Genomic DNA, 12,717 nt, shown 5'->3' with positions numbered 1-12,717 from the left:
CGATGCGTGAGCTGTGTTACGCGCGGGGAGTCAGCGAATGTTCCCGACCCCCGCGATCAGCGGCAGGTCCAGCGGCGTGACCCAGCCCGGCCGCAACTCGTTGACCGCGGGAACCGCGTGCAGGGCCCGCATCCCGGTGGCCAGGCAACCGGCCGTGGCCGCGTCCCGGCCCGAACCGTCGGTGAACCGGAACGCCGTCTCCTGGAAGATGCTCGGCGTCCCCTCGATGTCCACCCGGTAAACGTCGTCGTCGTGACCGGACGGCCAGTCCGGGGCGGCGTCGCGGCCGATGCGATTGACGTGTTCGAGCTGAATCCTCTTCTCGCCCTTATAGATTCCGTTGATGGTGAATCGCACGGCGGCGACGTGCCCGGGTTTGATGACGCCCTTGATCGTGGTGCGCTCGGTCGGGGTCACCCACTTGTCCCAGGTGGTGGTCATCTCGTCGAGCATGATGCCGGCGGCGTGCGCGATCATCGGGACGGTGGCGCCCCACGCGAAGATCAGCACGTCGGGGTTCTCCAGCATCGGGCTGTATTCGGGCTCGCGGCCGATGCCCATCTCGACTTCGTAGTCGCCTTCGTAGTTGGTGTAATCGAGCAGTTCTGAGGCGCGCACCCGCCGCACCTCGGAGCACAGGCCCATCAGCGTCATGGGGAACAGGTCGTTGGCGAACCCGGGGTCGATGCCGGTGGTGAAGCACGACGACCCACCCAGCTCGCAGGCCTGCGTGATCGGCTCGATCCACTGCGGCGGGTTCAGCGACATGCTCGGCCAGACCCACGGGGTCATCGCGGTCGAGCACACGTCGATGCCGGCCCGCAGGAACCGGGTAATCAGCGCGATGTTGTCCTTGGCGTGCATCGCCGTCGGGCCGTAGTGCACCAGCGCGTCGGGTTTGAGGCCGATCAGGGCGTCGACGTCGTCGGTGGCGACGACGCCGACCGGCTCGGGCAACCCACAGATCTCGCCGACGTCGCGCCCGACCTTGTCGGGGTTGCTGACGCCGACGCCCACCAACTCGAACGCCGGGTGTTTGACGATCTCGGCGATCACCATCTTGCCGACGAACCCGGTGCCCCAAACCACCACACGCTTTGACCCGCGCTCCGACATGTTCACCTTCCTGTCACGGCCCCTGCCCGGCTTCACACACTAAGCGCGCGGCACCGGTGACAGCTAGCATCTGGCACGTGCAACGGGCGACGAAGCCGGCCTGGCTCACCAAGAACGTGTGGGTGCTGTCGCTGGTGTCGCTGCTGCAAGACTCTGCCAGCGAGCTGCTCTACCCGCTGTTGCCGATCTATCTGACGACCGTGCTGGGTGCGCCGCCGTCGGTGGTCGGGGCGGTGGAGGGCGCGGCGGAGGGCGCGGCGTCGCTCACCAAGGTCGTGTCCGGTCCGCTGGGCGACCGGTTCGCCCGCCGCCCCCTGATCGCGACCGGTTACGGCATGGCGGCGTTGGGCAAGCTCATCGTCGCGGCCGCCGGGGCGTGGCCCGGGGTGCTGGTCGGGCGGGTGGTCGACCGGTTGGGCAAGGGGCTGCGCGGCGCGGTGCGCGACGCCCTCCTGGTCGACGGCATCGAGCCGGCCCAGCGCGGGCGGGTGTTCGGGTTTCACCGGACGATGGACACGCTCGGCGCGGTCATCGGTCCGCTGCTCGGCCTGGCCGGCTATGAGCTGTTCGACCACCGGATCGGCCCGGTGCTCTACCTGGCGGTGGTCCCCGCGGTGCTCAGCGTCCTGCTGATCGCCTGGGTGCGCGAACGACCGCGGGACGTGGCGCGCGCGGTCCGGCACTCGATCTTCGCCGGCGCGCGGCAGCTGCCCGGCCGCTACTGGGAAGTGGTCTGGTTCCTGGTCGCGTTCAGCGTCGTCAACTTCCCCGACGCGCTGTTGTTGTTGCGGCTGAAGGAGATCGGCTTTTCGGTCGTCGGTGTCATCTTGGCCTACGTCGGCTACAACGCGGTGTACGCGCTGGCAAGCTTGCCGGCCGGTGTGCTCGCGGACCGCTTCGGCCGGCCGGTGACCTACGGGGTGGGGCTGGTGTTCTTCGCCGTCGGCTATCTGGGTCTGGGCATCACCACGGACCCGGCGACCGCGTGGGGTCTGATCGTCGTGTACGGGTTGTTCACCGCCTGCTACGACGGGGTCGGGAAGGCATGGATCTCAACGCTTGTCGGGGGTGGGCTGCAGTCCAACGCCCAGGGGCTGTTCCAGGGCCTCAGCGGGTTCGCGGTGCTCGCGGCGGGACTGTGGGCCGGCTACCTGTGGGGCGCCGACGGCCGGCTGCCGTTGCTGATCTCCGGTTCGGTCGGCGCGGTGTTCGCCGTGGTGCTGCTCGGCGCCGCCGCCCGACGCTGACGCCGCACTGCCCTGGTCGACCCAGTTCAGGGGCTTCGGCGGCGAGGTGCTCGTCCTGAGCGCGCAGGGGCCCGGACCGATGCACTGCCGGATCCTGCTCGACCGCAACGTGGTGAGCGACGCACAGTCGGCGGGCGGCAGGACCGTCGGCACGCACTGACCGCGCCGGGCGCACGTAACACTCCCGCCGGCGGTTCGAACGGATTAGGCTCTCCCCCACCACTTCAACGGCGAAGGAGATGCAGGTGAGCCTCGAGACGGGCATCGCGACGCGTGCGAACGGGGCGCCGCCGCCCGAGATCCCATTGGCCGACATTCATCTCCAGTCGCTGGAGTTCTGGGGCCGCGACGACGACTTCCGCGACGGCGCCTTCGCTACCCTGCGCCGCGAGGACCCGATCTCGTTCTGGCCCGCGATCGAGTACGAGGGGTTCGAGGGGGGTAGCGGGTACTGGGCGCTGACCAGGCACGACGACGTTCATTTCGCCAGCCGCCATCCGGAGATCTTCAGCTCGGCGGGCGGCATCACGATCGGCGACCAGTTGCCGGAGATCTCCGAATACTTCGGCTCGATGATCGTGCTCGACGATCCGCGGCATCAGCGGCTGCGTTCGATCGTGAGCCGGGCCTTCACCCCGAAAGTGGTGGCGCGCATCGAGGCGTCGGTGCGCGAGCGGGCCCGCCGGCTGGTTGCCGCGCTGATCGCCGACCATCCGGACGGGCAGGCCGAGCTGGTCACCGAACTCGCCGGGCCCCTGCCGTTGCAGGTGATCTGCGACATGATGGGCATCCCCGAGGAAGACCACCAGCGGGTCTTCCACTGGACCAACGTCATTCTCGGGTTCGGCGACCCCGATCTGTCCACCGACTTCGACGAGTTTCTCCGGGTTTCGATGGACATCGGCGCCTACGCCAGCGCGCTGGCCGAGGACCGCCGCGCCAACCCCCACGACGACCTCACGACGAGCCTGGTGGAGGCCGAGGTCGACGGCGAACGGCTGACGTCGGCCGAGATCGCGTCGTTCTTCATCCTGTTGGTGGTGGCGGGCAACGAGACGACGCGCAACGCGATCAGCCACGGGGTGGCGGCCCTGTCCCGCTACCCCGCCGAGCGCGACCGGTGGTGGGCCGACTTCGACCGCCTCACACCCACCGCCGTCGAGGAGATCGTGCGCTGGGCCTCGCCGGTGGTCTACATGCGGCGCACCCTGACCCGCGACTACAAGCTGCGCGGCACCAAGATGAAGGAAGGCGACAAGGTCGCGCTGTGGTACAACTCGGCCAATCGCGACGAGTCCACGTTCGGCAACCCCTGGCTGTTCGACGTGGCGCGCACCCCCAACCCGCACCTCGGGTTCGGCGGCGGCGGCGCGCACTTCTGCCTGGGCGCCAACCTGGCCCGCCGCGAGATCAGGGTGGTCTTCGACGAGTTGCGCCGCGAGATACCCGACATCGTGGCGACGGACGAACCCGCGCGCCTGCTGTCGCAGTTCATCCACGGCATCAAGAACCTGCCCGTGGCCTGGACTCCCCCGAGGTGACGACCCGCCCCGGCTATAGGCTCGGAGGCCATGCCCGCAACGACGCCGCCGACCGTGAGGAAGCTGAGCAGCCACATCGGCCTCTGCATCGAGGGCGTGCGCCTCGGCGGTGACCTCGGGGCGGAGATGGCCGAGCAGATCTACCGCGCCCTGCTGGAACACAAGGTGATCTTCTTCCGCGGCCAGGACCACCTCGACGACGCCGGTCAGGTCGCGTTCGCCCGACTGCTGGGCGATCCCCTGTCGTTCATGCTGGCCGGCCACCCGTCGACGGGGTATTACCCGCTGCGGAATGCGCCGCTCGTTCATCGGGTCGACTCCCGGTACGGCTACGACAACCGCTGGCACAGCGACCTCACGTTCGCCACGAACTACCCCGGGGTGGAGATGCTGCGCGCGGTCACCATGCCCCCGTACGGGGGGTCGACGCTGTGGACCTGCACCGCGGCGGCGTACGCGGCACTGCCCGAACCGCTCAGGCGGCTCGCCGGGGACCTGTGGGTGGTGCACACCAACCGAACCGGCAAGCCGGAGTATCACACCGAGCATCCGCTGGTGCGGGTCCACCCGGACACCGGTGAACGCACCCTGGTGGCGGGCAGCTTCGCACGCGGCCTCGTCGGCCTCGACGATCACGAGTCGAACGTGCTGCTGGAGTTGATGCAGCGGCGAATTACGCTGCCCGAGAACAGTATTCGCTGGGACTGGCAACCGGGCGACGTGGCGATCTGGGACAACCGGGCGACCCAGCACCGCGCCGTGGCCGACTACGACGGCCAGCAGCGGCTCCTGCACCGCGTCTCCTTGATGGGTGATGTGCCGGTCGGCGTGCACGGAGAGCACAGCCGGGCGATCGTCGGCCCGCCGCTCGAGCCGTCACCCTGACTGCGCGAGCAGCCCCGCGTTCCCCGCGCCCGAGGTGCGGGCCGCGCGCCAGAAATTCGTGCTCGACCACTTCCGCGACGAGGTCCGTTATGCCCGGGACGACGTGCTGTCGACGTTCCCGCATCCGCGCTACGAGCTGCTCCCGCAACTGGTCGTCCACGACGGCGACGGGCGGTGCGCGCCTACTCCGCCGACACCCGCACCGCGTTTCCCGGGATCACCGCGCTACGGCACAGCGCCGACGCGGTGGTCGTCGAGTTCTGGCTGACGGGTACCCATCGCGGCCACCTGGGCAAGGTTCCGCCGACCGACGGCAGGTTCCGGGTGCGCATGACCGCCTATCTCGTTTTCGACGAGTCCGAAACGCTTGTCTGCGAACGCATTTACTTCGACACGCCGACCATGGTCAGACAGCTGCCGGGGGGCTGGACATGAAGTGGCCGGTGAACTGGCTGGTCGCCGCGCGCTGCGTGCGCGGCCTGCTGTCGATGTCGTCGACAAAGCCGGATCGGGCGCCGACAAACACCGGGCCCTGCGCCTTCACCTGACCTACACTGCACGGCGTGCGAAGCCTGCATGCGGTGTGCGGACTGGCCGCAGCCACGACCCTGACGGCCTGCGCCACGAACGGCGTCCAGGCCCGCCCGACGGCCGCACCACCGCCCGCTCCGGCCGCCGAGATGGTCACCGCGGCCCCGCCGCCGCACGGCTCGCGGACCGAGAAGTGGATCGACCTCGAGGTCGGCGACTGCGTGTCCGACCTGCCGCCGGCTGACCTGAGCCGGGTGACCGTCACCGTCGTCGACTGCGGCACGGCGCATCTGGCCGAGGTCTACCTGAGGGCCCCGATGGCCGTCGACAGTGCCGTCGCCACCGTCGCCAACCGGGACTGCGCCGCCGGACTCGGGCCGTACACCGGCCGGCCCGGCGACGGCGGGCCCTACACCATCACCTACCTGATCGACTCCAACCAGGACCGCACCGGCGCCGACCCCACCCCCAGCACCGTCATCTGCCTGCTGCAGGGCGCCGACGGCCAATCGCTCACCGGGTCCGTGCACCGCTGAAACGTTCAGCAGCCGAGTTGCTCGGCGAGGTCGAGGAAGTCGGAGGCGTTGACGTCGAACTCCGCGGAGTAGGCCACGTCGGCTGCCCCGCCGGGCCCGAATTCCAGCGGTCGCGCGACAAATGCGGTGCCGAACCCCAGAGCCGCCGCGGCGCGCAGGTCGTACTTGTGGCTCGCCACCATCATGATCTCGGCCGGTTCGAGCCCCAGATAGGTGCCGGCCATGCGGTAGATCGCCGGGTCGGGTTTGAACACCCCGGCCATCTCCGCGGCGAAGACCGCATCCCAGGGCAGCCCGGCCCGCTTGGAGATGTTGACCAGCGCCGACACGTCGGTGTTCGACAGCGTCGCCAACGTGAACGCGGTCTTCAGCCGCGTCAGCCCGGGCACCACGTCCGGCCACGGCCGCAGGCGCTGCCAGGCCAGCGTGAGCTCGTCGCGCTGGGCAACCGACAGAACGCCGTCCTCCAGCACATCGTCGAGAGCGCCGCGATACACCGAGTGCACCGACAGCCACCCGTTGTGGTGAGCACGCGCGTCCTTTAGGGCGGCAAAGTAGCCGGCGCGCCATCGGCGCACCACGTCCGGCCAGTCGACGCCCGGGGCGGGGCTGATCCGCCGCGCCTCCTCGCAGAGCGTGGAAAAGAAATCCGTCGCCGTTCCCTGCACGTCGAACAGCAACGCCCGCACCACGGGCACCAATCTACGATGTGCCTCGTGGCCGATGACGCCGACAGCGCCGGACGGGAAGAACCCGACTACCGGTTCACCTTCGCCAACGAACGGACGTTCCTGGCCTGGCAGCGGACCGCACTGGGGTTACTCGCCGCCGCCGTCGCACTGGTGCAACTGGTTCCGGAGCTGACCGTTCCCGGCGCACGCCGCGGGCTGGGCGTGGGCCTCGCGGTGCTGGCCATCCTCACCAGCGGCATGGGGTTGCTGCGCTGGCAGCAAGCGGACCGGGCCATGCGCCACGGCGACCCCTTGCCCCGTCACCCCTCGCCGATGTACCTCGCGGTGGGCCTCAGCCTGGTCGGGCTCGTCGCGCTCGGGCTGGTCATCGCCAAGGCGGTACTGGCTTGAGTGACGCACCGGCCCCCTCCGACCGCGGGCTTCAGGCGGAGCGGACGGCGCTGTCCTGGTCGCGCACCTCGTTCGCGTTCCTGGTCAACGGCGCGCTGCTGATGATCAGGAATTTGCACGGCCCGCTCGGGCCGGCGGGGGTGATCCCGGCGGTGCTGGCCGGTGCGGTGGCGTTGCTCACCTACTGCATCGCGGTTCGGCGCCAGCGGATACTGCAGCGGCCGATCGGCACCAGGATCACCGCCCGGCGGCCGATCTACGTCATCGGGGTGGCCTCGCTGCTGCTCATCGTCGTGACGACCATCGGCCAGCTCCTCCGGTAGCCGTCAACGACCGCTGCGACTCCAGTTCGGCGTGCTCGGCGACTCGCCGTAGCTGTTCGGCCAGCCGGCGAACTTCGTGGCGCAGCTCGGCGATTTCGGCGGACGAGGTCGCCCGGTTCGCGGTGTCGGTCTCCGACACCCGCTCGACGATCCACGAGGCCAGCGACGCGGTGACCACGCCCACCAGGGTGATGCCGCCGATCATCAGCATCACCGCAACCAGCCGGCCGGGGACGGTGACGGGGTACAGGTCGCCGTAGCCGACGGTGGTCACGGTGGTGACGGCCCACCACAACGCCTTGCCGAACGACGTGATCCTGGCTCCGAGGTGGTCGCGTTCGAAGTCGAGGACGGCCAGCGACGACACATAGATCAGCAGGCACACACCCGTGACGGTGTACGTGAGGATGCGGCCGCGCACCGCCATACCGACGGCCTTCTGCAACGCCCCGGCCAGCACGGCCAGTCGCAGGAGCAGCAGCGGTCCCATCAGTGGGAGCACGACGACCAGCAGGTCGAACGGGTGATGGACGAACCAGTGCCGCTTGTCGGACGCCAGTTTGAGGCGGACCAGGTAGTCGCCGACGAAAAGACACCAGGAGACCCAGCTCGACATCCACAGGATGTGCCTCCCCGCGTGCCCGAGGTGGCCCAGCACTTGTACCGAGTACAGGGCGATGAAGGCGATGGCGACCAAGGCCAACGGCAACTCGGTGACGCGTTGCCAGCTTTCGTCTCGTGTCTGCTTGATGCTTCGCTCACCCACGCGGACGGCCCTCCGAACTCCTGATCGCTGCCGGCTTCCCAGTGTTCCCGAGTTTCGCGGCGCTACACCGACTCGGCCCGGCCCACGGCCGGTCCGCCTGACGCGACCGACAAACCCTGGGAGTTAAACCCCGGGAATCAAACCCCGGAAATCAAACCCTGGAAATCAAACCCTGGGAATTCCGTTCTCAAAGCCAGTTTCCGGGACAATTACCACCTTATGCAACTATTGCTCTTGGTGGTAAATTAGCGGTTTCGCCGCGCGCCAACGCGAGTCGCCGAGAGGATCGATCCAGCATGAGGCACGGAGACATCTCGTCGAGTCCGGATACCGTCGGTGTCGCCGTGGTCAACTACAAGATGCCGCGACTGCACACCGTCGACGAGGTCCTCGCCAACGCGCAGCGCATCGCCGACATGGTGGTGGGCGTCAAGCGGGGCCTGCCCGGGATGGATCTGATCGCCTTCCCGGAGTACTCGACCCAGGGCATCATGTACGACGAGGCGGAGATGTACGCGACCGCCACCACCGTCCCCGGCCCCATGACGCAGATCTTCGCCGAGGCGTGCCGGGCCGCCAAGACGTGGGGGGTGTTCTCGCTGACCGGCGAACAGCACGAGGAACATCCCCACAAACCGCCGTACAACGCCCTCATCCTGATGAACGACCGCGGTGAGATCGTGCAGAAATACCGCAAGATCATTCCGTGGAATCCGATCGAGCCGTGGTATCCGGGGTCCGACACCTACGCGGTCGAGGGCCCGAAAGGGATCCTGGTGTCGCTGATCGTTTGCGACGACGGCAATTACCCCGAGATCTGGCGTGACTGCGCGATGAAAGGCGCCGAGCTCATCGTCCGCTCGCAGGGCTACATGTATCCCGCCGCCGAGCAGACGGTGTTGATGTCCAAGGCGATGGCCTGGGCCAACAACGTCTACGTCGCCGTCGCCAATGCGGCCGGATTCGACGGCGTCTACAGCTATTTCGGGCATTCCGCGATCGTCGGATTCGACGGCCGCACCCTGGGTGAAACCGGGACCGAGGAGTACGGCATCCAGTATGCGCAGCTGTCCATCTCGGCGATCCGCGACGCGCGGCGCACCGGGCAATCGCAGAACCACCTGTTCAAGCTGTTGCATCGCGGCTACACCGGTGTGCACGCGGCCGGCGAGGGCGACAAGGGCGTCGCCGAGTGCCCGTTCGACTTCTACAAACTCTGGGTGAACGACCCGAAGAAAGCCCAGGAGAACGTGGAGTCGATCACCCGCGACACCATCGGCGTCGCCGAGTGCCCGGTGGGCGACCTGCCCAGCGGGCAAGACGAGACGTCGGCGTGACGGTCACGATGACGCCGCCCCTGGTGCGCACCGCGCCCGGTGTGAGCCTGATACGCCCCATCGTCGAGTCGGGAGGGTCCGGTGACCGGTGCCCGGTCTGTGCGGGTTCCCGCCGGGATCAACGCGCGTGACATCGACGTTCGAGGTATCCGCACGCGGGTCTTCGAGGTCGACCCGGGCAACGGCGTCACGCCCCTGATCCTGCTGCACGGCGGCGGCCTCGACTCGGCGCTGGTGTCCTACGGTTCGGCGCTGGTGTCCCTGGGGCGGCGCCGGCGGGTCATCGCCCCGGACCTGCCCGGCTACGGCGACAGCGAATTCCCTTCTGATTCGCCCTTTTCCGTCCCCTGGTACGGCGAGTGGGTCGCCGAGCTGATCCGCGGCCACGGCTTCGACCGGGTCGATCTCGGAGGGTTGTCGCTCGGGGGCTGGATCACCCTGGCCGTCGCCATCGACCACCCCGGCGTGGTGCGCCGTATCCTCGCGATCAACCCGGGCGGCATCACCGACAGGTTCAGGTTCATGCGCACGGTCGAGTGGCTCGTCCGTCACCCCGCGCTGCAGAGGCGAATGTACCGTCTCTCGGTAAGCCTGGGCCGCGGGCTCATTCGCCTGCAATTGCGCGCCGGTCTGGGCATGACGAACGCGGCCGCGCTGACCGACGGTCTGATCGACGCAGTCGTCGTCAGTGGCAAGCGCCCGCGTGCCGGCGAAGCGTTTGCGGCCACGCAGCGATGGGCGTTCGCCGACCCCGCCAATTTGTCGCTCATGGCGAAGCTGCCGCAAATCGAAGCGGAGACGCTGATGCTCGCGGGCCGCGACGACAAGCTCGTGCCGGTGGCGGATTCGATTCGGGCGTCGCAAGCGGTCCCTCACGGGCAGCTGCGCGTCCTCGCCCCATGCGGCCACTGGCTCGTGCGCGACCGCCCCGTCGAGTTCGCCGACGCGGTGAACGAATTCCTCGATGCGGCGAAGTGATTCGGCGCCGGCGCACCGCGGTCTAGGAGTTCAGGAACGCGACAATCCCCGCGGTGACGGCGGCGGCGTACCCGGCCCGGCCGTTGGGGCTTTGCATCCGCGTCGCGTCGTCCACGTTTTTCATGTTGCCCAGTTCGACCAGGACCGCCGGGTATTCGGCGAGGTTGAGACCGGCCAGGTCGTCGCGGCCGTAAAGACCGTCGGAGCCGATGTAGGTGGCCGGGCGAAAACCCCACTGCACCAACGCATCGCGCATCGCGTGGGCCAGCCGGACGGCGGGGACGGCCTGGACCTCGTTCAACGGCGGGCTGGAGTAGTTGACATGGAATCCCGACCCCGACGGCGGACCGCCGTCGGCGTGGATGCTCACGATCGCCTCGGGTCGCGCCGCGTTGGCCAGGTTCGCACGCTGGTCGATGCAGGGCCCGACGCCGTCGTCGCCGTCGCGGGACAGCTGGGTGCGAATCCCCTGCTGATTCAGCGACTGACCGACCAGCGTGACGACGGCCCAGTTGAACGCGTGCTCGGGGTAGCCGTCGGCAGTCGCGGTGCCCGAGGTGTTGCACGGTTTGGTGCTGCCCCGGCCGTTGGGCACCTGCCGGGCCATCGACGCGTCGCTGATGGCGTTGTGGCCCGCGTCGAGGAAGACGACCCCGGAGCCGGCGGCGGCCGCGCGGGGGACGCGGGCCAACGCGGCGAGACCGATGGCGACCGACGCCACCCCCGCGCATCTGAGCAGGTCGCGCCGCAAAACCGGCCGGACGCGTGCGGTCCCATCACTCACCGCGCGATGGTAGCAACCGAACCGGGTCACGGCGGCCTCCGCAGCGGCCGCCTTGCCGGGAACAGATCGTGCATGAGCGCGGCACCCTCGGGGCCGTAGATGCCGCGGTCGTCGCCGCGCAGCACCCAGTTGTGTTGCTGATCGGCGCGCGCCGCCAGCCCCCGTCGCCGTCGCGCGCGCGCGGCCGCACGCCTGCCGTACCAGCGCACCACGGCGCGTAGGAGGAAGAACAACCCCGCCAGGGCGATCGTCGCGAGGATCCACCAAATCAGCTTGATGATGATCGCGATCAGCACCAGCACCGCCACGAAGCCACCGAACCCGCCGCCCGAGCCCGACCTGGAAGCACTCATGGCGCGAACGTACGCCGGCCCACCGACACGGCGCCCCGCGTCGGGACCCACCCGCGGGCCGTGCCGATTCTCCGGTGACGCCGAACCGGGCCGCCGAACCGGACACGGCGCCACGCAATCTGGGCGGTTGACCATGGCCGAACCCCGCGCGCCGAGAAAACCGTTGCTCGGCAAGAGTTTCGGTGCCCCGCGGCGCCCCGGGGGGAGGCCCGATGCGCGTCCGACCGACCGGCGCCGCGAAGTCCAATTTGCGCATGCCGGTTGCGGATTCGGCGATCCTGTGCACAAATAGATAGGTCGGGTAATTCGTAGGTTTGAGATCCGTCCGCATCGGGAGTATAGCCGCATGATCACACGTCACATCGCTCGTTTTCTCGGTCCGGCCGCCGTCGCGGCGGCGGGCCTGGGCACCTCCGTCCTGACATCCGCCGTTCCGTTCGCCGCCGCCCAGGGCTGCCCGGACGTTCAAGTGGTGGCCGCCCGCGGCACCGGGGAGGAACCCGGCCCCGGCCCGACCGTGCAGGCCTTCATCGACGACCTGCGCCCCCGCCTGGCCGGCAAGTCCTTCGACGTCTACTCGGTCAACTACCCCGCCAGCGACCAGTGGGACACCGGCATCGACGGCGTCAGAGACGCCGGGGCACACGTGCTCTCCATGGCCCAGCAATGCCCCAACACCAAGATGGTGCTCAGCGGCTACTCCCAGGGCGCCGCCATCATGGGCTTCGTCACCTCCGCGCAGGTGCCCGACGGCATCGACCCGGCCACCGCGCCCAAACCCCTGAGCCCCGAGGTCGCCAACCACGTCTCCTCGGTCGTCCTGTTCGGCACACCCAACGAGCGCGCCATGAACTTCCTCGGCGAGCCGCCGCTGGCCATCGGCCCGCCGTATCAGGCCAAGACCATCAAGGTCTGCGTCCAAGACGACCCGGTGTGCTCCGACGGGCTCAACTTCGCCGCCCACAACACCTACACCGACGACGTCAGCATGATCGACAGGGGCGCCGCCTTCGCCGCCAGCCGCATCAACGGCACCCCCGGCCCGCAGGGACCGGTCTCGGTGGCCGGCGCCACCGCCGGCGGCGGCTTCGGCAACTGACACCCAGCGGCCGCCCCGGTCGGCGATGGGATGACGCCGCGTTGGACGCGCACGCGCGCAGAGGTGACGATCATCGGCCACCTTGGCATGATGAATGCGTGGCAGTGCGGCACGGTTCGACGGTCACTTTCGACGACCG

At 69.0% G+C, this 12,717-nt stretch carries 14 protein-coding genes and 1 pseudogene; 10 read left to right on the top strand and 5 right to left on the bottom strand.

Annotation, left to right across the window (positions count from 1 at the left end; all coding sequences use genetic code 11):
- Nucleotides 1-30 precede the first annotated feature (30 nt).
- Nucleotides 31-1,116, bottom strand: coding sequence for an NAD(P)H-dependent amine dehydrogenase family protein (locus FPZ47_RS08980; protein ID WP_144948409.1), 1,086 nt, complete (start codon nucleotides 1,114-1,116; stop codon nucleotides 31-33).
- A gap of 77 nt (nucleotides 1,117-1,193) precedes the next feature.
- On the opposite strand from FPZ47_RS08980, the gene FPZ47_RS08975 reads away from it, so the two are divergent.
- The 5 genes and pseudogenes from FPZ47_RS08975 to FPZ47_RS08955 all read left to right on the top strand — a co-directional run bounded on the left by FPZ47_RS08975 (nucleotide 1,194) and on the right by FPZ47_RS08955 (nucleotide 5,856).
- Nucleotides 1,194-2,363 (top strand): MFS transporter, encoded by a 1,170-nt coding sequence (locus FPZ47_RS08975; protein WP_144948406.1) that lies wholly within the window; start codon nucleotides 1,194-1,196, stop codon nucleotides 2,361-2,363.
- Nucleotides 2,364-2,608: 245 nt separating this feature from the next.
- Complete coding sequence (locus tag FPZ47_RS08970; RefSeq protein ID WP_144948403.1) at nucleotides 2,609-3,904, top strand: cytochrome P450; 1,296 nt, start codon at nucleotides 2,609-2,611, stop codon at nucleotides 3,902-3,904.
- Between the two features lie 30 nt (nucleotides 3,905-3,934).
- A complete protein-coding gene (locus tag FPZ47_RS08965) occupies nucleotides 3,935-4,789 on the top strand; it encodes a TauD/TfdA dioxygenase family protein (RefSeq protein ID WP_144948400.1) in 855 nt (284 codons plus the stop codon).
- A gap of 34 nt (nucleotides 4,790-4,823) precedes the next feature.
- Nucleotides 4,824-5,337 (top strand): annotated as a pseudogene (locus tag FPZ47_RS08960) (ester cyclase).
- Between the two features lie 132 nt (nucleotides 5,338-5,469).
- Nucleotides 5,470-5,856, top strand: coding sequence for a hypothetical protein (locus FPZ47_RS08955; RefSeq protein ID WP_144948509.1), 387 nt, complete (start codon nucleotides 5,470-5,472; stop codon nucleotides 5,854-5,856).
- Nucleotides 5,857-5,861: 5 nt separating this feature from the next.
- On the opposite strand, the gene FPZ47_RS08950 is transcribed toward FPZ47_RS08955, so the two are convergent.
- Nucleotides 5,862-6,581 carry a haloacid dehalogenase type II gene (locus FPZ47_RS08950; protein ID WP_425461741.1) on the bottom strand — a complete coding sequence of 240 codons (720 nt, stop codon included), beginning with the start codon at nucleotides 6,579-6,581 and terminating at the stop codon, nucleotides 5,862-5,864.
- Here FPZ47_RS08950 and FPZ47_RS08945 point away from each other — a divergent pair.
- Nucleotides 6,573-6,938 (top strand): YidH family protein, encoded by a 366-nt coding sequence (locus FPZ47_RS08945; protein ID WP_144948394.1) that lies wholly within the window; start codon nucleotides 6,573-6,575, stop codon nucleotides 6,936-6,938. The genes FPZ47_RS08950 and FPZ47_RS08945 overlap by 9 nt on opposite strands.
- Nucleotides 6,935-7,261 (top strand): DUF202 domain-containing protein, encoded by a 327-nt coding sequence (locus tag FPZ47_RS08940; protein WP_144948391.1) that lies wholly within the window; start codon nucleotides 6,935-6,937, stop codon nucleotides 7,259-7,261. Before FPZ47_RS08945 ends, FPZ47_RS08940 begins: the two co-directional genes overlap by 4 nt.
- Here the strand turns inward: FPZ47_RS08940 and FPZ47_RS08935 are convergent.
- On the bottom strand, nucleotides 7,224-8,027 hold the full coding sequence (locus FPZ47_RS08935) for a potassium channel family protein (protein WP_144948389.1): 804 nt from the start codon (nucleotides 8,025-8,027) through the stop codon (nucleotides 7,224-7,226). The two genes, FPZ47_RS08940 and FPZ47_RS08935, sit on opposite strands and share 38 nt — an antisense overlap.
- Nucleotides 8,028-8,323: 296 nt before the next feature.
- Between FPZ47_RS08935 and FPZ47_RS08930 the strand changes: the two genes are divergently transcribed.
- Both FPZ47_RS08930 and FPZ47_RS08925 read left to right on the top strand, forming a co-directional pair.
- Entirely contained in the window at nucleotides 8,324-9,364 is a 1,041-nt protein-coding gene (locus FPZ47_RS08930; RefSeq protein ID WP_144948386.1) for an aliphatic amidase, read from the top strand.
- 81 nt (nucleotides 9,365-9,445) lie between these two features.
- Entirely contained in the window at nucleotides 9,446-10,342 is an 897-nt protein-coding gene (locus FPZ47_RS08925; protein ID WP_144948384.1) for an alpha/beta fold hydrolase, read from the top strand.
- Between the two features lie 22 nt (nucleotides 10,343-10,364).
- Here the strand turns inward: FPZ47_RS08925 and FPZ47_RS08920 are convergent, their stop codons facing one another.
- Together FPZ47_RS08920 and FPZ47_RS08915 are read right to left on the bottom strand one after the other, a co-directional pair.
- On the bottom strand, nucleotides 10,365-11,126 hold the full coding sequence (locus tag FPZ47_RS08920) for an Rv3717 family N-acetylmuramoyl-L-alanine amidase (RefSeq protein ID WP_246133274.1): 762 nt from the start codon (nucleotides 11,124-11,126) through the stop codon (nucleotides 10,365-10,367).
- 26 nt (nucleotides 11,127-11,152) lie between these two features.
- Nucleotides 11,153-11,479, bottom strand: coding sequence for a hypothetical protein (locus tag FPZ47_RS08915; RefSeq protein ID WP_144948381.1), 327 nt, complete (start codon nucleotides 11,477-11,479; stop codon nucleotides 11,153-11,155).
- A 346-nt stretch (nucleotides 11,480-11,825) separates the two neighbouring features.
- Between FPZ47_RS08915 and FPZ47_RS08910 the strand changes: the two genes are divergently transcribed.
- Nucleotides 11,826-12,578: a cutinase family protein gene (locus FPZ47_RS08910; RefSeq protein WP_144948378.1), complete on the top strand. Its 753-nt coding sequence runs from the start codon at nucleotides 11,826-11,828 to the stop codon at nucleotides 12,576-12,578.
- Nucleotides 12,579-12,717 lie beyond the last annotated feature (139 nt).

The sequence above is a fragment of the Mycobacterium helveticum genome, assembly GCF_007714205.1.
Taxonomy (GTDB): Bacteria; Actinomycetota; Actinomycetes; order Mycobacteriales; family Mycobacteriaceae; genus Mycobacterium; species Mycobacterium helveticum.
Note: the sequence above shows the minus strand (reverse complement) of the source record. Positions and strands in the feature narration are given on the sequence as shown.

Excerpts from the sequence above, each read along its gene's own strand:
- FPZ47_RS08910 (WP_144948378.1), top strand. The coding sequence starts at position 11,826 with ATGATCACACGTCACATCGCTCGTTTTCTCGGTCCGGCCGCCGTCGCG.
- FPZ47_RS08965 (WP_144948400.1), top strand. The coding sequence starts at position 3,935 with ATGCCCGCAACGACGCCGCCGACCGTGAGGAAGCTGAGCAGCCACATC.
- FPZ47_RS08930 (WP_144948386.1), top strand. The coding sequence starts at position 8,324 with ATGAGGCACGGAGACATCTCGTCGAGTCCGGATACCGTCGGTGTCGCC.
- FPZ47_RS08955 (WP_144948509.1), top strand. The coding sequence starts at position 5,470 with ATGGTCACCGCGGCCCCGCCGCCGCACGGCTCGCGGACCGAGAAGTGG.
- FPZ47_RS08980 (WP_144948409.1), bottom strand. The coding sequence starts at position 1,116 with ATGTCGGAGCGCGGGTCAAAGCGTGTGGTGGTTTGGGGCACCGGGTTC.
- FPZ47_RS08915 (WP_144948381.1), bottom strand. The coding sequence starts at position 11,479 with ATGAGTGCTTCCAGGTCGGGCTCGGGCGGCGGGTTCGGTGGCTTCGTG.